The organism is Nitrosospira sp. TNL200 (assembly GCF_055386305.1).
The window spans coordinates 225,580-245,936 of sequence record NZ_AP041003.1; the positions used below are offsets into that span (position 1 = coordinate 225,580).

Here is a 20,357-nt window from a genome sequence, read left to right on the forward strand (position 1 = left end):
TACCGGACTGGCCAGCGTGGTGCGGTTCATCCCCACGCACGTGGGGAACACGAGTTCCGCCAGAGCGATCATATAGTTGCTTTGGGTTCATCCCCACGCACGTGGGGAACACGTGCGCCTCCTCGAACCAAGCCCCATCAAAGCCGGTTCATCCCCACGCACGTGGGGAACACTTGTGCCGTAGCGATACCCGATCCTGATATGGCGGTTCATCCCCACGCACGTGGGGAACACTGGCAACGGTCATAGATTCCCTATTGGTCACCCGGTTCATCCCCACGCACGTGGGGAACACAGCGGAGACTTGCTCAACGGCAATCTTAAAAGCGGTTCATCCCCACGCACGTGGGGAACACCGAACTGTTACATGGTGAATTGTTTTCATAATCGGTTCATCCCCACGCACGTGGGGAACACAACCTCCTGGCCGAACGAATCATTGGCTATCGCGGTTCATCCCCACGCACGTGGGGAACACCCTTTGCGCCTACTTGATCTTCCCATTGCAGACGGTTCATCCCCACGCACGTGGGGAACACTTCCCTTTCGTCGGTGTACCCTCCCGGTATGACGGTTCATCCCCACGCACGTGGGGAACACGCGGCATTTCAGCTTGCGGAAATGCTCCAAGTCGGTTCATCCCCACGCACGTGGGGAACACGCCTACGCTGTCGCTCTCGTTCCAGGCTGAAACGGTTCATCCCCACGCACGTGGGGAACACGAATCGCTTGACTATCGGGTCGCGCTCATAGTCGGTTCATCCCCACGCACGTGGGGAACACTACGTCCCGCAATCCGTAGGCTATCCCTCTATCGGTTCATCCCCACGCACGTGGGGAACACTCTCAAGAAGTACATGGACCTCGCGTGTCAAGGGTCACACAAATTTCCCCAGTTGTGGTCATCTAAATTTCCCCACCCTGGGGTTGCCGTCACTCGACGGATGGGTTTTCGGCGGGCCGGACCAGGCCCGCCTTGAGTTTGTCTTTAAGCCGGTAGGAATTGCCTCGTATATTCATGGTAATGGCATGATGCAAGATTCGATCCAGCACGGCGGTCGCAATCACGCGATCGCCGAACACCTCCGCCCAGGAGCCGAAGCTTTGATTGCTGGTCAGGATCATCGGTCCTTTTTCATAACGCCTGCTGATCAATTGGAAGAACAGATTGGCGCCGTGGCGCTCAATGGGCAAATAGCCGATTTCGTCAACGATCAGCAAGCGCGGTGCCGTGTAGAACTTTAATTTGTCCTCCAGACGACCCTCGGCGGCGGCCCTGGTCAATACGGCGATCATGGCGGCGGCTGTCGTAAACAACACCCGGTAACCCGCCTCGATCGCCTTGATCCCCAGGCCCACGCTCAGGTGCGTCTTGCCCACGCCGGGAGGCCCCAGAATCACGATATTCTCCCCGTGCTCGATGAAGTGGCACGAGGCCAGGGTCGTGATCTGTTTTTTGTCGATCGAGGGCTGATAGGTAAAGTCGAAACTGTCCAGACCCTTGACGAACGGGAATTTGGCCAGCGAAGTGCGCATGGTGATGTTCCTGACGGCCTTGGAGGCGACTTCCTCGCCCAGGAGCTGGTCAAGGAAGTCGGCATAGGGCAGTTCCTGCTCGCTGGCCTGCTGTAACAAAGCCTCCAGCCGGTCCCGGCTTTTAAACAAGCGTAGTTGCGCCATATGCTCATGCAAACGTTCAAGTTGTCCGGCCATCATTGCATCACCTCTTCATACACGCTCGGGTCGCGCACCTCGACCTCTGCCGGCCCCCACCAGCGGCTTTGCTCTGCAGATCCGGCCAGGCCGAACCGCTTGCGGCCATTGCGCGCCACGGCCCCGGGGCCATGCTCGGGCAGGACGCGCATCTGATGTTTGTCAGACAACAAGGGATGCTCGGCCACCACCACTCCAGCATGCTCGACGCGTAACGCGCCGCCTGCCGGAATGACCTCGACGGTTTTGCCGATCAGGCCGAAGGGCACCGAATAGCGATTGCTCTGGAAGCTCACCAGGTAGTCCTCGGCCACGATACGCGCAACACGCCGCTGCTCGCCAAACGAGCCGTGGCCCGCACTGGGCAAGAGTACCGTGGCTTCCTCGGCGAACCGATCGATAGGGCGCTGGTGCGTGGTGCCGTGCACACGCAGATCGGCAATGGTGGCGGTCCATTCGTCAAGCTGAGTCTGGACGTCCACCACATCGATAAACGTGCGTCCAGGCAGGAAATTGCGCTTGACATATTTCACGCCCGATTCAACTTTGCCTTTGGTCTGGGCGCGGTAGGGTGCGCACACTCGTGGCTCGAATCCCCAGTGCCGGGCAAAGGAGCGGAAGGTTTCATTCCAGCGCCAGCCTTCGCCCTTGACCGGCTCGCAGACGGTGCGAGCTCGATCGTAGAGGTGCTCGCGGGTGAGCCCGCCAAAATGCTCAAAGGCCGCTTCATGGCTTTCCAGAAACAAGCCCAGTTGCTCATTGGCGCATACCCGATAATAGCCGCGCCGGCTGTAGCCTAATGTCAGGACAAAGACGTGCAGTACCACCGGTTGGGTGCGCAAATAAATACGCATCTGCCCCCAATCGATCTGGCTTTGTTGGCCGGGTTCGGTCTCGAAGCGCCGCTGGCAAATCTGCGCCGGATCCGCCTGCACGCGCAGCGGCATCACGAACCGCTTGACGGTCTCGTAACTGCCCTTATAACCGCAATCACGCTGCAGTTCCTGATAAAGAATCCGTGCGGAATAATTCACCTGACTGGCCCGGCGCCGAAGAAAGGCATCGTGCGGGGCCAATAAGGTGTCAGCCCGCGCTTCGCGCTCATAGGGCCGCCACGCCGCCTCGCGCACCATCTTGCGCACAGTCTTGCGGTCGATATCAAGCCGCCTGCCAATCTCCGCAATCGAGACCTTCCCGGCATGCAACTGCCGTACCTGTTCACAGCGCTCTTTGCTCAGCATGACGGCCTCTCCTGTATCCGTGATGCTGACTATGATGCGCTCGGCTTTCTCCAATAACGTATCCATCTGTTCTCTCCTACAAAAACAGGTGGGGATTTTTCAATGACCGTAACGGGGGATTATTGGATGACCGATGACAAACCTTTCATTGCGAACGTAAAGAATGTATACGGTTCATCCCCACGCACGTGGGGAACACAAGAGTTATTGATCGAGCCGGAGAGATGTTTCCGGTTCATCCCCACGCACGTGGGGAACACCTCGATGAATGGTGCGCCGACATTTGGGATTGCGGTTCATCCCCACGCACGTGGGGAACACATATAAACGTCACGTCCTGTTTCCTCGAATCCCGGTTCATCCCCACGCACGTGGGGAACACGATTGCGCGTCGACCGTAAACCAGCCCGCAGGCGGTTCATCCCCACGCACGTGGGGAACACGTATGCTCACTGGAAAACCCGCTTTCAGATTTCGGTTCATCCCCACGCACGTGGGGAACACAGAAGCTTGATAAGGAAGATTGGAAACGACTGCGGTTCATCCCCACGCACGTGGGGAACACGGCTTGGAACGAGAGCGACAGCGTTTCGCGTCCGGTTCATCCCCACGCACGTGGGGAACACCTCAGCACATCAGAGATAAAGTACATCGCCGCCGGTTCATCCCCACGCACGTGGGGAACACATCGGCTAGATCCCAAATGCTTGCCGCGTCCTCGGTTCATCCCCACGCACGTGGGGAACACACTTCTTCCATCTCTTTGAATTTACATCAAAGATCTATACCTCAGCATTCCACCAACTTTTTTACTGCGTTTTATCTTGTTCGGGAAGAAATGATACGAGTTTCGCCCCATCCAACTCTACGGGAATCCGCCGATTATCCCCCACCGTCACAAAATCAAAACCAGCCTCTGAATTGGTGCGCCACGCCATCACGGCATTCCCATCCTCAATACCTTTTTCTACTTGATTCCAGATATTATCGCGAACTTTTGCGGAATAGTTGCCGACATAAACGCCCGCGCGGACCTCCAGTAACCAAATGGCGAGCCGTCCGCGCAGACGCGGTGGAGAATTTTCAAGTACGATGACCAACATCGCCTAGACCTTCTTTATTGGGAATAGCGGGCAGCACAGCCTCTTCATGAGATGCCGGCGGAGAAATTTCGCCAGCCGATAGCATTTCCTCTATTCCTGGAATGATGCGCTCAAGCAATCTGCTTTCCCTGAACACATCGCGGCAAGCGAGGCGAACCTGCTGTTCCGGATTTTGTGTGCCTTTGGCAGCAATCTTGAATGCCACCGGCACCACCGTTTCAAATTTATAAATATCCGCCACATCGTAAACGAAGGATAGAGGCTTGCCTGTGTGGATAAAGCCCACTGCAGGTGCATACCCTGCTGCCAGCACTGCAGCCTCAGCCACTCCATACAAACATGATGTCGCGGATGAGAGGCAACGATTGGGCAAATCGCCCCTGTCCCATTCACTGGTATCGTAATTACGCGACCTCCATTCCACACCATATTTTTTTGCGATCAGCTTATATGTCTCGCGCACCCGCGCCCCTTCGACGCCGCGCAATTGCTCCACGCTGCGCCTCGCCGGAGGCTCCTCGCCGAAGCGGATGGCATACATTTTACGTACCACCTTGAGGCGCAAGGCATCATCCAACGCCAGCCTGGCTTGATAGAGCAAGCGATCAGCCCTCGCCCCGCCTGGCTGGCCTGAAGAATACAAACGCACACCCGCCTCGCCCACCCACACCAGTAGTGTACCCACCCGCGCGGCCAACGCTACAGCGGCATGAGAAGTCCTTGTACCAGGTTCCAACATGAGACAGGCCACACCACCGACAGGAATGTGCGTGCGGACACCACTCTTATCCAACACAACGAAGGCACCATCCAACACGTCCAGTTGGCCCTTTTCGATAAACAGGATGGAAAGCCGTTCCTTTATGGCAATCGGTTTCAGGGGCGGCAGGAGATCGGGCATATATCTATGAAATTAACCCAAGAAGGGGCACAGCAAGAGATGTCCGCAATAAAACTTGATGTCCTGATTATTCAAACTCATTTTTGCCTCCATTCTCCCTATGCTCAAAAATGCCAAACCGCTCAGTTCCGCACCAGCAACAGCCCGCAACCAAAGGCCTTCGCGTGGCCGAGTCCGTTATATAAAGCCAAATTAAATAACGGAGGATTCGTCACAAGTAGCTCACCTGACAAATCCACCGTGCTAAAACGGATGTCATGAGGGCGCTTAACCGCTACACTTTGCTCATAGGCATCCACTTGCAGCTTACGTTGCGGCGCCTCTTCGTCCGTCAGCGCAACCTCAAATCCATTTCTTTTCGCTACTCTGTCGAGCCATTCAGCACAATGTTTTTGTGCTACTTCATACAGCAGCGGCTTTTTGCTTTCGTCATTCCAATGCCCCCATTTTGCTCCAGTGCCGAATCCGTGTTTCGTCAGCAACTGCTTCTTGGCCTCCATCACCACATCATGGCGCCGGGATTTTCCATCTGCACACTTTTTGGTAATCACCGGATTAGCGCGGAGCTGGAAAGACAAACGCCGGCCTTCCTCCAATTGTGGAGCATAGAGGCGGCTTCTCACCTGCCACGCTTCGCTGAATGCCGTGGGTGGCCGTTGTGAAACCACGTAAAAACGCGGCATCTGTTCATGCTCATGGCGCCGAAAAATAAAATCGCGCCGTTGATCCGCACTGCTGGGGAAAAATTTCCATATCCATTGATGGACGTCATAGGACGACTTCGCCAGTTCATGCGCGGCGCGGCGTAACAAATGTTCCTCTGGCGTAATAACGCTAAAATACATGACGTTTATCCTTTCACCAATAAAGCGATATGTTCGGTGCGGCCTGCAAATTGCCAGCCTTGGCGCGTAATCACCTGGTCCTTGCGGGTGATGCTCAAGTCGCGTTCCACCCCCACAACCGACAAGTCGTCAGTGCCGAAATCGTCACCCCAAGCGATTTTATGGACTGATAAATTGTGTGGCTCAGTATGTTTCGGCGATTCCTTTTGCCACAGATCAGCCAATCGTCGCTGATAATCCGTGAACGCCATGTTAATGGTTTCAGCATCCAGGACGCAGGGATGCAAAGGCGCCGCAACAGGGCAGGACTTGCGTCCCAGATACAGCATAAACCTCGGTATTTTTAATGCCCCGGCCAATTGCGTTAATGAATAAGGCGCATTCGCCATGCTTTGCGCCGCCACTAAGGCGGCGGCATCCTGCCGGTAATCACGGCTGGACAAAATGGTATTAAGATCCGTTTTGGGCAATGACAATTCATCCCGTCGCGTGGCGTGCGGCCACTTTTTCAGATCAGCACGGCCGGGCACTTGCGCAGTCTGGTAATCGCGCAGCAGTCGCCCCTGGCTCAGTACCCCCACTGCCAGGCGATAGCCGGTGCGCAAGGCTGCCTGTGCTGCATCATTGCCGCGATCGATGCCCAATGCCGCACCCACCAGACCGTGTATGGCGGACTGGCTGGGGTATTCCGCGCTCGGGCGATATTCGCCTACCGCCGCTTCGCCCCACGAGGATAGCGGAGCATGAAGTTGAAAAACCAGGGTCTCCATGGAAATCAGTTCGCAACAAATTCGGCTAATTCACCCAGGCTCCCCTCACCCGTTTCAACGTTGAATTGCGCGCAGGCGTCGGCGCAATCGCCATACACTGCATTGAAGTTGTCGCGGCGCCTGGTTAATTCCTTGATGGCACGGCTCAAGGTATCTTCGCCTTCTTTCTGATTGGGTTTTACGGGTTTGAGAAACGCCTGCGACAAACTGCGCGGCTGTTGATCACCTTTCTCCGCCAGCACAAAACCTGCATAGGCGCGCGAAGCAAAACTGTTTTGTTTGCCGATGGGCGATACCTTTGCGACCGCCTGCATGAAGGCGTTCAAGGCATTTCGTGTCAACGCCGCATCGCCTCCCAGGTTTTCCTGCAACAATTCACGGTTAATGCAGATATACAAATAGAACACGCCCGCACCAAAACCCAGCTCGCCGATATGCGCCGCGCCCCGATCTTCTTCGCCGGTATTGAGATCATCGACGGCAATAAAATAATCATCTTCTACCGCGGCTTTATGCACGGTAATGGCATGCGCGACCTGTATAGCGGCTTCGGTATTAAAAGCCGGTGATGAAGCCAGCATTCGGCCAAACATCGCAATATCCACAGCGGTGTGCTGCTTGCGCAGCAGGTTCAAATCTTCCTCGGTTGGCGCAGCCGCCGTCGATACCAGTTGAGTCACCAAATCGGCAATCGCCTTTTCTTCTTCGGGACTGAAATGCACCAGTTGCTCGACATGCAGATCTTCGTTGTTTTCAGTTTTTTTGTCGGACTTCAATTTGCCGAACTGACTGGCAATTGTTTTTGCCCATTCACGCGCATTTTTTTCGCTGACACCTTGCCGGGTCAGCGATTGATAAATGCTAATGCCCATTTCCTTGGTACGCGTACCGATATGCCCTTTCAGTGCGCTCTCGAAAATATCGGAAGTGCGCCAGGCCCGTTTAAGGCTTTGTGAAGAAATACGCAAACGGGTGCAATCGCCAATCACGGCGGTTTTTGGACGGCCGGTATCATCGCGGTTGAGGTTTGAAGGAGGGTAGCTGGTCAGGACGTGCAACTGGATAAAACGGGACATGGTTTTTCCTCTGGTAATTTCCGTAAATGTTTTTTTGGCGTTATTAGGCAGACTTTTTGACCGGCCATCGATAGCTATAGGCCCACTGCTTTTTTATATTGTCATTCCACCCATAGACATCGTCCGCCAGCCGTTTAATATCGGCTTGATGATCTACCAAGGGTAGGATGCGACGCAGGCTGGTAAACAAATCATCGGTGGTTTCAACCTTGAGCAGGTCCCGGAAACGCATTTCCGATACCAGGGGCCTGTCGCCCTTTAATTCAGACATTCTGATAGGCAAGCGTTGCGTGTCCTCTTTTTTGACGTGGGCCACCAATCCGGCAATCGCGGCGAGTTTGTCTCTTTGCCATTCGCTGGCATTTTCCGGCCAGCCACGAGCCAGCATATAGCGATAAAAACGCTGGTAAGCGTCGCTTAATGTCACGGCATCGAGCGTTGCGCATCGCCGCAACACGGCGCGGCTGGCGCGGTCATTGTCTTCCAACCCTTGCCACCAATCGAATAACGGTTTGGCAAAAAGGGATTTGACGGACGTTGATTTTTCTTCTTCCATTATTTTTCCCCTACAGTGTCAATTGGTTTTGCCCATCGGCGGATGATCCCGCTTTCCTGCTTTCTTTAGCAGACTTGCTTTTCTTCGGGTCCACTGGCAAACGCAAGATGGTTTTCATCGCGTCACCCCACAAATTTCTTTGCAGGGTGTTATAGGCTTCTGCAATTCGGCGCGGATCCTGCTGGCCGATGGCGCCGGCACCAACCATATCCTCATCGAACAGCTTCGTCGTACATTTGATCAAAACGTTGCGCCATGCTTCGCCCAGGTCGATAATGAACCTGGCGTCGTCCATGTCGATGCCCGAGCCGGTGCGCGCCTGTTGCATTAAATCCTGCAACTGCCGATAAAAACCTGCCTCTGTGCTGTCCCAGAATGCCTTATCGATAAAACTCAAATCGCCGCGTAATTCACTCTCGCCAAACCACGCGTGCTTGACCGCTTTGCGCAAATAAAAGACGGCTTGTTCCGCGGCCTCGATTCTATTGGCGACAAGAGCGACCAGATTTTCAATCTGACTTTGGGCATGCCGCGTAGCGTCCGGCAAGCTGTATAAAGGGAAAGTCGTTTCGTACCAGCAGCGGGGTTTCATGTTGTCCATGTCATAGCCAGACACCCACAGCCTGAACTGGCCTGATTTCTGATATTTCTTGCGCTCCTGAAAAAAATAATTAATGATCCCGGCGGCTTGAACGGATTTCTTCCCTTGATTAACGCCCAGCACCCACGCCAGCCAGTGCTTATAACTAAAGCCACCGGGTTGAGGATGCACAGGCAGCCAGCCTTCTTTGGTTTTGTAATAAGGCGAAAACGGGTGCCGCCACACGCCGTTGTAATTCAGGCCCTGCGGTTTGGTGGCATATCGATGTACCAGTTGGCCCGAATCGCGTTTGCAGACATCGCACGATCCCTTTTTCACATCAGCAAAATCAACGCGAATCCGACGCGGCATGGCCCAGAATACATGATGGGGATGCACTTGCAACGGCTGTGTCTCCCCGCCGGTATGCTGAATCCGGCTGATGTCTGCCAGCCAAGGAAAGGTAAAGTGCTTTGCCGTTTTTTGTGCATCCCCACCCTGATACAGGAAAGCGCGTTGCGGTTTGACGTTGAGCCATAAGTCTTGCCACAAGCTCTGCGATGGGGTGGCTACCAACAGCGTAGTGAGCGGGCCGCCGCCGCGCAGACTGGTGCGATGTCCCGCGCCACCTGCGGGAGCATTTGTTTGCAAGGTGAATAAGGCTGTCGCCACACAATGCAAACACATTGCGTTAATGGTGCCGCGCTTGACGAAATGGTCGGTATTTTTATCAACCGACGAACTCCCGGGAGCCTCGATCAATAACGCGTCAATTGCGCATTCCGCCCCTTCGTCAAGGGTTAAGCTGAAATCCTGCATAAACCGCGCGCCATCCCCATCCAGAATGAATGCATCAGCATTGACGCCAAACCATTTGTCCAGAATTTCAGCAGCGGGCGGCTTCTCCAGCAAATGCTCCCAGCCGTCTTCGTCATCGATCGGCGTGCTGGTTTGCAGTAATCCAATCATCAGTTGCGCCAATGCGCCGTTGAAATCGGCGCGGTTGGCTGCAAACGCAACAATATCCGCCTCGGCAATCTGGCGGGGGACAATCCAGTCGATTTGCCCGGTGCTGCGGCGGACGGGCAGCCATTTTTCTTCGAGTAAATTCAATTGCGATCTCACTTTTCTTATAGCTTCATGTGAAACAAATTATGCTAACTTATGATCCATGTTGTAGAATATACTTTGATTTCCAGATTTAAGAAAGCTTTTAATGAAAACAGGCCTCCAAATCTGGCATTCATTGCCTTCTTCAGTTCCTCCAAAAAACTGATCTATGAATCTTTGTTCCCTTGCAGAGGGATGAACCATTAGCTTAATTGGTTAGGGCATGTTTATTTGTATGTTCCCCACATCTGCGGGGCTTAGTCCGATGCAATCATTGCATCGGACTCCTTTACTCGCAAGCCAAAATCCACATCGTAAATCCAGGTCAGAAGTTCCGGCCTCTTCCCTGATTTTTCGTTACCAGCAGTCCAGGCCAAGCCTTCCCACGTGCCATCCGAACGCTGCGATAACGGCAACAACGCGCACCATTTGCCCTGGCTGGGCAAGGTCTGTTGCAAATGGACGTAAGCCGATTTCTGCATCGGGTCGGACGGTGCCTCGACGCTTGCCAGCCATCGGGCTGACACTTTTACCATGCTATAAGTCCACACCCCCTCCGCCCATCGCTCCAGACGGCCATCAACCCACTTTGCCAGCATGAGTTCCACTGTCTCTTCGCCCAGGCGGGAAGGCGTTTTAGCATCGCCCCACCAGTCATCGATCTCGCCGCGCCTGTAACCACCGTCTATTTTCAGGGTGTTGAGCTGCGCCATGCTCGCTTCCGCCATTTCTTGCCCTTCTGCTTTGATGGCGTTTCTGGCGAGCGATTCAGGCAGAATTTCTTCTTCAGAAAATACGGTTTCAATCATTTCCCTGGCATCCGCTGGCATAGTGAAGCTGCCTTTCTGCAATACTTTTGCCGTAAGCCAAAGCTGCCCATGATGTACATACACATATTGAGCTTTCTTGAATACAGTGGCGTACCAGTCGGCCTTCGGCTGTTCTGTCCAGGCCGGGGCATATACCCACAGGCAGGGTGCCGGCCGCTGATCCTTGGCGTCAGTTGCAGGCAAACGGTTGCCCTCGGCATCGCGCACATGCCGCTGCAACCGCCCCGCCCGTTGCAGGACGCGATCTACCGGTGCAAGGTCGGTAATCAGCACATCGAAATCCAGATCCAAGGATTGCTCTGCGACCTGGGTGGCAATCATCAAGCGCCCATGCCGATCTTGTTGATTGCTGCCTTCGCCAAATGAGCCCAATACCTGCGTCTCTTTTTCCAGCCTGTCCCGCAGGGCAAAACGCGCATGAAATAAGGTTATTTTTTCGCGGGGAATGTTTTGAGACATGCGCTCGTAAGCAGCCATCGCGTCTGCAATGGTATTGCGAATCCATCCCACACATTGGCCTCGTTGTAAGGCGGTAACAATATGCGCAAAAACTTTTTCGAGATCGGCTTCGTAATGTACCTGCATTGTACGGGAGACACAGTGCCGGGAAGCCAGTGCAGTTTCCACCGGGACGCGTTGATCCTCATGCCAGCGAGTTGCCAGCGGGTAGGCATTCGAATGCAACGCCGGTACGGAGATGTATTTGCGCCCTTTGGCATAGGCGTTGAGCAAGGCTTGTTTCATGTGGACAGGCAATGTAGCCGATAGCAGAATCACCGGGCCGCCACTGCGCGCATGAAAATCCAGCAACACTTCCAGGACGCCCTGCATATAGGCATCACACGCATGCACCTCATCAACAATCAAAACCTTGTTGAACAAGCCCAGTAACCGGAGAGACTGGTGCTTGCTATGCAAAACAGCTAGCAGCGCCTGATCTACCGTTCCGATTCCGGCGGACGCCAATAATGCACGTTTGCTATGGTCAGCCAGCCATGCACTGCAACGTGCCGAAGCGGTTTCATCCACTTGGGCAACGTCCTGTTCGCATGACCCGCCACGTAAAATAGAAGCGGCAAACTCTTCCACCAATTTTTTATGACCATGGGCCAGCACCAAATTGGCATTCCCGGCAAAAAGCTTTCGATAAACTTCCGCCATGCGCTTGTACATGGCATTGGCTGTTGCCATGGTCGGCAAGCCAATAAAAAAACCTTCCGCCAACCCCTGCTCCATCAAACGATAAGCCAGCATTATCGCGGCTTCGGTCTTTCCAGATCCTGTCACATCTTCCAGCAAATAAATTTGCGGCGCCTGCGGAATGTCCACTGATACCGCCCATTGTTGCAATGGCGACGCCTCCAGGATATTCTGGAATAAATCCTTGAGAGAGCGTCCTTTTTGAATGTCGGCGGGCAAAACGCCTGAATGGGCCAATGGGATAGCGGCCCGACCTTTTGTGTATTCCCAGTATTCTTCTAGATCCATTGATGGATTTTGATATGGGAAATACCGGGTGTTCGAACCAAGCCAGTCGGCCAGTACCGTGGCTCCTGCAAACCACCACGACAGCATTTCGCCAACATCCTTAAAATTCTGATTGGCAGGAAGACGCCTGGCGTCTTTTGTAAGCAACAGTTCGGCCATCGCCTGCACAAACTCGGCAGCGATTTGCTTGTCTTCCCTACGAAAGAAACTATCGACATTGCCACTTCCACTTGGTTGGGGCGGCATCCCATGATGCCCGGTCACAGCCGATAGCCAACACCTAAGGCTGCGTTGAGTGGCGCGAGAAGCCTCGATTCCGATTTCAAGCAGCGCCTCATCCACAAGATATTCATCCCACAACCAGAAACCCAGAGAGTCATGGCGTTCGTTGTATATTTTGCCCGCGTTCGGTTCTCGTTCCTGCAATGCTGAGATCAAATCGGGCCGCTGTGCCTGGAACGCCTCGCTAAACTTGCCCAAGTCATGCAATGCCAGCAAGAAACCCGACCAGGATAAAAAATCCTGTTCATGACAGTTCAACAACTTGCAGCACAATTTAAGCAAAGAAGACCGCTCAAGATAAGCCACACCTACCGCCGCTACATCCAGGCTGTGATAGGCGAGTGGATGCCACTTTTGTTCGTGCGGGTAGGCAGGGTCAGCCTTACCCCAGTAGTCGAAAATCGCGCCTCTTAATTGCTTTGGCATTATTGGCTTCTTGGTTGATTTTTGGGTTGCCAGTGGTGGTAGCCCTCCATTGAACCGGACACGGGTGCGCGAAAGCTGGCGAGGAATCCACTTGCCGGGGACGAGTGTCTCGTAGTGCTACCCAATTTAGGATAATATATTTTCCCACGAACAAATCCTGCAAGTATTGAAGAAATGACCAGCGTTCCCACCCTACTCACCGGTACCAGGCCGGATTTCGAAGCGATCGCCAAATGGGTGAAACCCGGCGCGAAAGTCCTCGACCTGGGTTGCGGCGATGGTTCGCTGCTGTATTTTTTGCGCAATTCGCGCGATATTCGGGGTTATGGTGTGGAAATCGACGATTCAAACGTGTTGGCGTGCTTCAACAATGGCGTGAACGTCATCCAGAGCGATCTGGAATCCGGCCTTCAGAGCTTCGAGTCGGATTCATTCGACTACGTGGTTCTCTCGCAGACCTTGCAGGCGGTAAAGCATACCGAGGGCATCGTCAAGGAGATGTTGCGGGTGAGCAAGGAGGCCATCGTGTCATTTCCGAACTTTGGTTATTGGAAAAATCGCTTTCAGGTCATGCTGGGCCATATGCCTGTCTCCGAAACCTTGCCCTACCAGTGGTTTGATACACCCAATATCCACAACTGCACCCTGGGAGATTTCGAACAATTCTGCTGCCAGCATGGCGCGCGCATTCTCGAGCGCAGGATAATGAGCCGAAGCCGCCAGGTCACATTTTTGCCCAATCTCTTCGGCATGCTCGCATTTTATCGGTTTGAGCAGCAAAAGTAGCATCACGGATTGTGATGCGACGATTCCCTTTCCTCAAATTTTATCCGGCCGGCTGCCCAAACCAGGATCAGTACCGGAAATCCTAATACCGCGGTGCACGTAAAAAAGCTGGCGTAACCATAAGCATCGACGAAATCCCCGCTGAATCCGGCGATGAATTTGGGCAGCAACAGCATTACTGAACTGAACAGGGCATATTGCGTGGCGGAATAAGCAGAGTTGGTAAGGCTGGAGAGGTAGGCTATGAACGCGGAAGAAGCTATTCCAGCCGAGAGATTATCGGCGGAAATGGTGAATATGAGTCCGGTGATGTCGTGACCACGGCCGGCCAGCCATACAAACAGCAAATTGGTCACCGCCGATAATGCGGCTCCCGCAAAAAGGGTTCGGTTGATGCCGATTTTTGCGGTCAGGACGCCTCCCGCTGCCGCGCCAATAATGGTCATGATCACCCCGTAGACTTTCGATACGGTTGCCACCTCCTCTTTGGTGTAACCCATGTCCACGTAAAAAGGATTACTCATTACTCCCATCACCACATCGGAGATGCGATAAGTCGCTATCAATGCCAGTATCAGCACCGCATGGCGGCCATGGCGGACGATAAAATCCCTGAAAGGCGCGATTACGGCGCCATAAAGCCAGGCAAGGACTTGAGTGGTTGTGGCATTCAAATTCCAGTGGGCAATGGCCTTTCGCGCATAATCCTCATTTTCGGAGATGAGCCGTGTAATAGGCACTTCCGGCTCCCGAATGACGAGGGTGGTAACGATACCCACCGCCATACAGGCGGACATGGCGAGATAAGCGATACGCCAGGGCCCATAATCGTAGCCCGCTTCCAATGTATCTGCCGCAGCGGCGATCCACAAGACACCAGCGGAGGCAAGAATCATTGCCAGCCGGTAACCTGCCTGATAAGTCGCGGCCATGGCTCCCTGCAGCCGCGGCGCGACGGCTTCAATGCGGTAGGCATCGAGTGCGATATCCTGGGTCGCGGATGCGAAAGCGACAGCCAACGCAAAAAAAACCGTATGGCTCAAATTCTGAAGCGGGTCCGTGACAGCCATGCCAGCGAGCGCGCAGGCGATGATAATCTGGGATGACAGAAGCCACGCCCGCCGCCGGCCCAGCCACTGCGTGAGCAGCGGCAGGGGTAGACGGTCTACCAGAGGCGACCACATCCATTTAAAGCCATATGCCAATCCGATCCAGCTGAGATGGCCGATGGTGGAGCGGTCGATGCCCGCTTCCCGCAACCAGAACGAAAGCGTGCCCAGTACCAGCAATAGGGGGAGGCCGGCGGAAAAGCCGAGCGACAGCATTCCCAGAACCCGGGGATGGGTGTAGATGCGAAAAGCATGCAGCCAGCTCGACACGGTCCCTGGCATGACTCAATCCCGGCGGCCGATCAGATCGATGAGGGGAGCATCCCCGCACGGCTGATCCGTCCCCGGCCGGGATCCCGGCAAGTTGTAGTCATAATCAATGATCAGCGGCGAGTGGTCCGAGAAGCGCGCCGATTTATAGATGGAAACGTGAGTTGCCTTGCTCGCGATCCCGGATGTTGCAATTTGATAGTCGATGCGCCAACCCACATTCTTGGCCCAGGCCTGCCCGCGATTGGACCACCATGTGTATTGATCAGGCTCCACATTTATTCGTCGAAACACGTCTACAAATTGAAGATTGTCGAAAACGCCGCTAAGCCAACTGCGCTCTTCCGGCAAAAATCCGGAATTTTTCTGATTGGAGCGCCAGTTCTTCAGATCTATTTCCTTATGCGCGATATTCCAGTCACCGCACAATATGATCTCTCTGCCGCAAGCCGCGAGATCCTGAAGCATGGGGAGAAATCGCTCAAGAAAAGCCATTTTTGCCGCCTGCCGATGCTCTCCGCTCGACCCTGAAGGAAAATAGATGGAAATAACGCTGAGAGAATCAAAGTCGGCACGTATATAACGCCCCTCCGCGTCGATTTCAGGAATCCCCAAGCCCTCTGTTATTTTGTTCGGCTTGACTCTGGTATAAATCCCGACACCGCTGTACCCTTTCTTTTCCGCGCAGTGGAAATAGCCCTGGTAGCAACCGGGAGCGGTCATTTCGGGGATCATGTCGCCAGCCTGGGCCTTTAGCTCCTGAACGCACACGATATCCGCTTCCTGCCCTGGCAGCCATTGGAAAAAGCCCTTATTGGCCGCGGAGCGGACACCGTTCAGGTTGAGCGTTATAATTCTCACGTCTGTTTTTTCTTTGTCATATGCCGATGCCCGACTTCCGCAGGGAATTTATCGAATTTGCGATAAGCCGTAACGTACTATGCTTTGGCGAATTTAAAACCAAGGCTGGGCGAATTTCGCCATATTTCTTCAATGCGGGGCTTTTTAATGATGGAGACACTGTCCGGAGACTCGGTCAATTTTACGCCAAAGCAGTGCTTGCTGCCCGATTTCCGATCGATATGCTCTTTGGCCCAGCTTACAAAGGTATTCCGCTTGTCACTGCTGCCGCCATTGCGCTGGCGGAGGCCGGCTACAACTATCCTTTCTGCTTTAATCGCAAGGAAGCAAAAGATCACGGAGAGGGCGGAACCCTTATTGGAGCGCCGCTTGCCGGAAGAGTGCTGATCGTCGACGACGTGATTTCCGCTGGCACTTCAGTAGGCGAATCGATTAACGCCATTCGCGCCTCGGAAGCTGTGCCGTGTGGGGTCATCATTGCGCTCGACAGAATGGAACGGGGCAACGGCGAGTTTTCAGCGATCCAGGAAGTGCATCAAACCTATGCGATCCCGGTCGCCAGCATCATTACCCTGGAAAACATAGTGGCCTATCTGCACGAAAGGAAGGATCTTGCGCATTATCTACCCGCAATAGAGCGGTATCGTCAGCGATACGGCGCGGCCTGATTCCGCCTTCGAACCTGGTGCTGCGGATGGCTTGATGCGCGCGGATATCCGGAGGCCGGATCGGCAGACGCAACTATCCGTCGAAAGAATTCCAGTTCCCAGTCTAGGGGGAAGCGCTCTTGATGGAACTTATAATCAAGCTATAAACAGCGTGAATACTGGGTTTCATATGTTTCAATTAGTGTGCAACACTACACTGGTTCCTTACGGCGGCGAATCCTGAGGTGCTGGCGGCAGCGTGATTTCTCCCCTTGAATCGAAGTATTTTCCGAGAGAAAATCCGGGTGCGCCCAGCTTGCCTTGCAGCCGGTAGTCGACCCTGGCGCGGTCGCCAGTGGCAAACCCATAGACATGACGAACAATTGCAGTGGCGGGAACCGTTACTGGCACCGTGATGACGCTTTCCCCAAAGCGCGGTATGGTGCCGCTCTGGTCGCTCACGCCGCTTGCAAAGCTCATTCCCTGCAAATCCAGATCCAGCGCGATGCCGTCATAATCGATTGGAGCGCCGCCATGATTTTGTATTCTGATCTCTACGGCAAACCGCGCTTCCATTCCCTTTCCTTCCAGGGGTTCCATTCCCGCGAGGGAAACCCGGAGTGGCTCGTGCAATCCTATCAATGCGCATCCGGACAGAATAAAAATGAGACTTAAAATGAGCGATGCGCGGCTATACATATAATCCACCTTATTCGAATTCGAATGATAACTGGAATAGTTGCATATGGGGATATTCGAGCTTCAATGCCGGCAGTGGGGTAGTGTAAGTAGCCCGCTGGAGAAAGCTTTACACTTGTCGCGGCGCTGAATGATATGATGACTATTGAAGCTGGCTGGACAATCGCCGCCTGTTCTTGAAGCAGGGGGAGGAAAGTCCGGGCTCCATAGAGCAGGATGCCGGTTAACGGCCGGCCGCCGCGAGGCGAGGAACAGGGCCACAGAGACGAGCGTATTAAGTTACGGTGAAACGCGGTAACCTCCATCCGGAGCAAGACCAAATAGGCAGGCGATGATGCTGCTCGTTGAGCCTGCGGGTAGGTCGCTTGAGCGCATGGGCGACCATGCGTCTAGAGGAATGATTGTCCACGACAGAACCCGGCTTACAGGCCAGCTTCAGTTCTTTACGTAGGGCTGTAAAAAAAGCGGCTTCAACGCCATGTTGAAGCCGCTTTGTTGTAGAGCTATTGAGGCTTGTGGATTTTAGTGATCCATGGCCGGGGTGGAATTTTCGTTGGGTTTCTTGAGCTGTATCATGAGATCGTCATTCCATTTGCCCTCGACGTTCATGTGGGCCGCAGCACCCAGCAACACTGCATCGATCAGGTTGTGGTTCAGGTATACATAGAGTCCCGGCTGCTTGAAGTCATACAGGGCCACGCCAGAACCGCCACCGGGGATGAACCAGGTTTCCTGTCCTTGTATGGGAGGATCGCTGAATTTACCCCCTTGCCATACCAGGTCGCCATGGCCGCCAATCAGGTGGGGGCGGGTATCGCGGTTGGCCTGGCTATGGATGAACAGCACCTTCTCGCCTACCTTGGCCTTGAGCGCATTGTCTCCGGTCAAGGCGCCGACCGCGCCATTGAAGACCACGTGGGAGGGGATCAGTCCCTTGGACAGTTCAAGCATCTCATGCATGCCCTCGGCTGGGGAGCCATAGGTCTTGTACTTGCCATCGGCACCCTTGGGCAGATACAGGTCCTGCTCGCCGATGTAGTAGGCACGGTCATAGCGCACCGGCTTGCCCTTGGCATCCTTCAGGCCATCGCGCGGCAGCACCATGACGGCGCCGTTCATGCCCGAGATGACGTGGAACGGAATCATGGTCCCGCCAGGAGCGCAGTGGTACACGAACACTCCCGCCTTGACCGCCTTCCAGCGCAGCACCACGTCCTCGCCCGGGGCCACCAGGGTCAGGCCGGCTCCGCCCAGCGCCCCAGTCGATGCATGAAAGTCCACGTTGTGCGACATGGTGCTGGTCTTGGGGTTGACCAGGGTCAGTTCCACATAGTCACCCTCGTGCACCACGATCAGCGGACCAGGTACCGTGCCATTGAAGGTCAGGGCCCACATCTTGGTGCCGTCCGGCGCAATCTGCACCAGCTTTTCTATGGTTTCCATGCGCACCTTGACTATCTTGGGGCCTCCCTTGGCAACCTGGTCGTGCTTGGGCACGAAAGGCGGCGCAACCAGCTCCTGGGTCACCACTGGCAACTTGGATACGTTCGTCGCCGCCACTGCCGGTACCGCGCTCATGCATAGCAACCCGAATCCGAGCGCCCCTTGAACAACTTTATTCATGTTTCCCTCCATATATGTTTATTCATCAGCGCATAGCCTGCGCCTCTCCATCCGCCCGTGCGTTCGATGGCCGACTGCTCACCCTTTTCTGAAGAGCATCTCTAAAAATTCACCCCGGCCCATCAACCCAGCCCCACTCCATCCCGTTCAATACCCGCTTCCCCACCGCCGCATGACATGCCAGCGCCATATCTTGAAACAGGAAGGAAAACATAGGAAAGATGAGCGATTTCGATTTCGAATTCTTAGAGATGCCCTAAAGAATGCCTTGCAGAACCGAATGCTCCACAAAGCTTCCACAGAGCAAAGGCCCGCCAACTATACAGCTTTACTTTAATGCTGTCCATGGCGACGGGAGCCCGGAAATGGCCATCCGCAAGAGATCTTTCCGATACGTTCATTCCATATATAACGCGAATTTATACGCCGCTCCCGGCGGCTCGCGAGACATCCAGCGGTCATCAGATGGGTATCCCAATTAGGGAAATCGCTTTAAAAATGGCTGGCCCTGAATTGGAAACCCCTCCGAGGCCTGGGGTATACTCTGTTTCCTATTCCAGGGTGGTTTGTTATACAATTTGTTTTTTTGGAACCTTGAAGGAATTCTCCTCTAGGGAAGAGGATGTGGCGCGTCTGCAAAGTAGACTCGCCAGAATTATCATTCAGGATTCCATCGTTCATCAAAATGATGAGCTCAAGATTAATTGCGGATGTAAACCGGAGAGATTATGAAGAGAATGCTTGACTTGATCATAGAGTTGGCGGGAGTTGCGCTGGTATTACTCGTCGCATTGCCGGCACATGCGCAGTTGATGCTCGCTCACGAAGGTCATCATTCCGGAGACTGCGCAATAAAAAACGGGGCTTTTCCCGTGGCGTTCAGCGCTTATGAAAAGCCAAAGGGGGAGCTTCCTCCCACCCATGCATATTGCGACCATGTTCCCGAGACCGGGGAATTGTACTTTTCGGTGGATTTGACGGATCTCGAATCTCGTGAGATTCCCATTGCGATACGGCTGGTAATGGAAGGGCATGGAGAAGGGGGGCACGAGATCATGTCCATCCCGGCCAAGCAGTATCCTTCCGGAAGTATCGCTTTTACCGCTAATCTGGAGGACTTGGGCCAGTATGCGGTGCTGCTGGAAACCGAGAAGGGCGGCAAGATGACCACCGCCGTGCGTATTCCGGTACATGTCGGAGGAGGGGGAGGACACGGGGGGCATGGTTCAGGTATCGGCGCGACAGAAATTGCGCTGCTGGTGGGTGCAGCCGGGATTGGCGCATTCTTCTGGTTCCGGCGCCGCGCAAGCCCCAAGGCATCCTGATCACGTTCGCTAATGTTTAACCAGGGGCTTCCCGGCTTCCAGACATATTCCGGGAGTCCCGAGGAAGCTTCCGGACAAGTTCTTACTTTGGTTCCCCTGCAGTTTCCCCATAAATA

General features: G+C 54.3%; 17 protein-coding genes, 1 other RNA gene and 2 CRISPR repeat arrays (1 of these 20 running past the window's edge). Of the genes, 4 read left to right on the forward strand and 14 right to left on the reverse strand.

Annotated features, from left to right (window positions below; genetic code table 11):
• Window positions 1-844: a CRISPR direct-repeat array (repeat unit 29 nt; unit sequence CGGTTCATCCCCACGCACGTGGGGAACAC) (it extends 405 nt beyond the left edge of the window).
• 89 nt (window positions 845-933) lie between these two features.
• The 10 genes from istB to cas3 all read right to left on the reverse strand — a co-directional run bounded on the left by istB (window position 934) and on the right by cas3 (window position 12,921).
• A complete protein-coding gene (istB, locus tag ACZ5CE_RS01055; RefSeq protein ID WP_464575910.1) occupies window positions 934-1,716 on the reverse strand; it encodes an IS21-like element helper ATPase IstB in 783 nt (260 codons plus the stop codon).
• Window positions 1,713-3,020 (reverse strand): IS21 family transposase, encoded by a 1,308-nt coding sequence (gene istA, locus ACZ5CE_RS01060; RefSeq protein WP_464575911.1) that lies wholly within the window; start codon window positions 3,018-3,020, stop codon window positions 1,713-1,715. Before istA ends, istB begins: the two co-directional genes overlap by 4 nt.
• 104 nt (window positions 3,021-3,124) lie before the next feature.
• Window positions 3,125-3,702: a CRISPR direct-repeat array (repeat unit 29 nt; unit sequence CGGTTCATCCCCACGCACGTGGGGAACAC).
• A 61-nt stretch (window positions 3,703-3,763) separates the two neighbouring features.
• Window positions 3,764-4,057 (reverse strand): type I-E CRISPR-associated endoribonuclease Cas2e, encoded by a 294-nt coding sequence (gene cas2e / locus ACZ5CE_RS01065; RefSeq protein WP_464575912.1) that lies wholly within the window; start codon window positions 4,055-4,057, stop codon window positions 3,764-3,766.
• On the reverse strand, window positions 4,038-4,958 hold the full coding sequence (gene cas1e, locus ACZ5CE_RS01070) for a type I-E CRISPR-associated endonuclease Cas1e (RefSeq protein ID WP_464575913.1): 921 nt from the start codon (window positions 4,956-4,958) through the stop codon (window positions 4,038-4,040). The genes cas2e and cas1e overlap by 20 nt, the downstream gene beginning before the upstream one ends.
• A gap of 122 nt (window positions 4,959-5,080) precedes the next feature.
• A complete protein-coding gene (cas6e, locus tag ACZ5CE_RS01075; protein WP_464575914.1) occupies window positions 5,081-5,803 on the reverse strand; it encodes a type I-E CRISPR-associated protein Cas6/Cse3/CasE in 723 nt (240 codons plus the stop codon).
• A 5-nt stretch (window positions 5,804-5,808) separates the two neighbouring features.
• The gene (cas5e, locus tag ACZ5CE_RS01080) at window positions 5,809-6,573 is read right to left on the reverse strand and encodes a type I-E CRISPR-associated protein Cas5/CasD (RefSeq protein ID WP_464575915.1); all 765 of its coding nucleotides are present in this window, start codon (window positions 6,571-6,573) and stop codon (window positions 5,809-5,811) included.
• A gap of 5 nt (window positions 6,574-6,578) precedes the next feature.
• Window positions 6,579-7,649 carry a type I-E CRISPR-associated protein Cas7/Cse4/CasC gene (gene cas7e, locus ACZ5CE_RS01085; protein ID WP_464575916.1) on the reverse strand — a complete coding sequence of 357 codons (1,071 nt, stop codon included), beginning with the start codon at window positions 7,647-7,649 and terminating at the stop codon, window positions 6,579-6,581.
• A 43-nt stretch (window positions 7,650-7,692) separates the two neighbouring features.
• Window positions 7,693-8,205: a type I-E CRISPR-associated protein Cse2/CasB gene (gene casB / locus ACZ5CE_RS01090; RefSeq protein WP_464575917.1), complete on the reverse strand. Its 513-nt coding sequence runs from the start codon at window positions 8,203-8,205 to the stop codon at window positions 7,693-7,695.
• A 10-nt stretch (window positions 8,206-8,215) separates the two neighbouring features.
• The gene (gene casA / locus ACZ5CE_RS01095) at window positions 8,216-9,898 is read right to left on the reverse strand and encodes a type I-E CRISPR-associated protein Cse1/CasA (RefSeq protein WP_464575919.1); all 1,683 of its coding nucleotides are present in this window, start codon (window positions 9,896-9,898) and stop codon (window positions 8,216-8,218) included.
• A 254-nt stretch (window positions 9,899-10,152) separates the two neighbouring features.
• On the reverse strand, window positions 10,153-12,921 hold the full coding sequence (cas3, locus tag ACZ5CE_RS01100) for a CRISPR-associated helicase Cas3' (RefSeq protein WP_464575920.1): 2,769 nt from the start codon (window positions 12,919-12,921) through the stop codon (window positions 10,153-10,155).
• Window positions 12,922-13,095: 174 nt separating this feature from the next.
• Between cas3 and metW the strand changes: the two genes are divergently transcribed.
• Window positions 13,096-13,707 (forward strand): methionine biosynthesis protein MetW, encoded by a 612-nt coding sequence (gene metW, locus ACZ5CE_RS01105; RefSeq protein ID WP_464575921.1) that lies wholly within the window; start codon window positions 13,096-13,098, stop codon window positions 13,705-13,707.
• Between the two features lie 2 nt (window positions 13,708-13,709).
• Here the strand turns inward: metW and ACZ5CE_RS01110 are convergent, their stop codons facing one another.
• A complete protein-coding gene (locus ACZ5CE_RS01110) occupies window positions 13,710-15,098 on the reverse strand; it encodes an AmpG family muropeptide MFS transporter (RefSeq protein ID WP_464575922.1) in 1,389 nt (462 codons plus the stop codon).
• A 3-nt stretch (window positions 15,099-15,101) separates the two neighbouring features.
• On the reverse strand, window positions 15,102-15,947 hold the full coding sequence (locus tag ACZ5CE_RS01115; protein ID WP_464575923.1) for an exodeoxyribonuclease III: 846 nt from the start codon (window positions 15,945-15,947) through the stop codon (window positions 15,102-15,104).
• Window positions 15,948-15,973: 26 nt separating this feature from the next.
• On the opposite strand from ACZ5CE_RS01115, the gene pyrE reads away from it, so the two are divergent.
• The gene (pyrE, locus tag ACZ5CE_RS01120) at window positions 15,974-16,615 is read left to right on the forward strand and encodes an orotate phosphoribosyltransferase (RefSeq protein WP_464575924.1); all 642 of its coding nucleotides are present in this window, start codon (window positions 15,974-15,976) and stop codon (window positions 16,613-16,615) included.
• Between the two features lie 204 nt (window positions 16,616-16,819).
• Here the strand turns inward: pyrE and ACZ5CE_RS01125 are convergent, their stop codons facing one another.
• A complete protein-coding gene (locus tag ACZ5CE_RS01125; protein ID WP_464575925.1) occupies window positions 16,820-17,170 on the reverse strand; it encodes an LEA/WHy family protein in 351 nt (116 codons plus the stop codon).
• 270 nt (window positions 17,171-17,440) lie between these two features.
• On the opposite strand from ACZ5CE_RS01125, the gene rnpB reads away from it, so the two are divergent.
• Window positions 17,441-17,734, forward strand: an RNA gene (rnpB, locus tag ACZ5CE_RS01130) — RNase P RNA component class A.
• An 81-nt stretch (window positions 17,735-17,815) separates the two neighbouring features.
• On the opposite strand, the gene nirK is transcribed toward rnpB, so the two are convergent.
• Complete coding sequence (gene nirK / locus ACZ5CE_RS01135; protein WP_464575576.1) at window positions 17,816-18,916, reverse strand: copper-containing nitrite reductase; 1,101 nt, start codon at window positions 18,914-18,916, stop codon at window positions 17,816-17,818.
• A gap of 728 nt (window positions 18,917-19,644) precedes the next feature.
• On the opposite strand from nirK, the gene ACZ5CE_RS01140 reads away from it, so the two are divergent.
• Window positions 19,645-20,241, forward strand: coding sequence for a hypothetical protein (locus tag ACZ5CE_RS01140; protein WP_464575926.1), 597 nt, complete (start codon window positions 19,645-19,647; stop codon window positions 20,239-20,241).
• Window positions 20,242-20,357 lie beyond the last annotated feature (116 nt).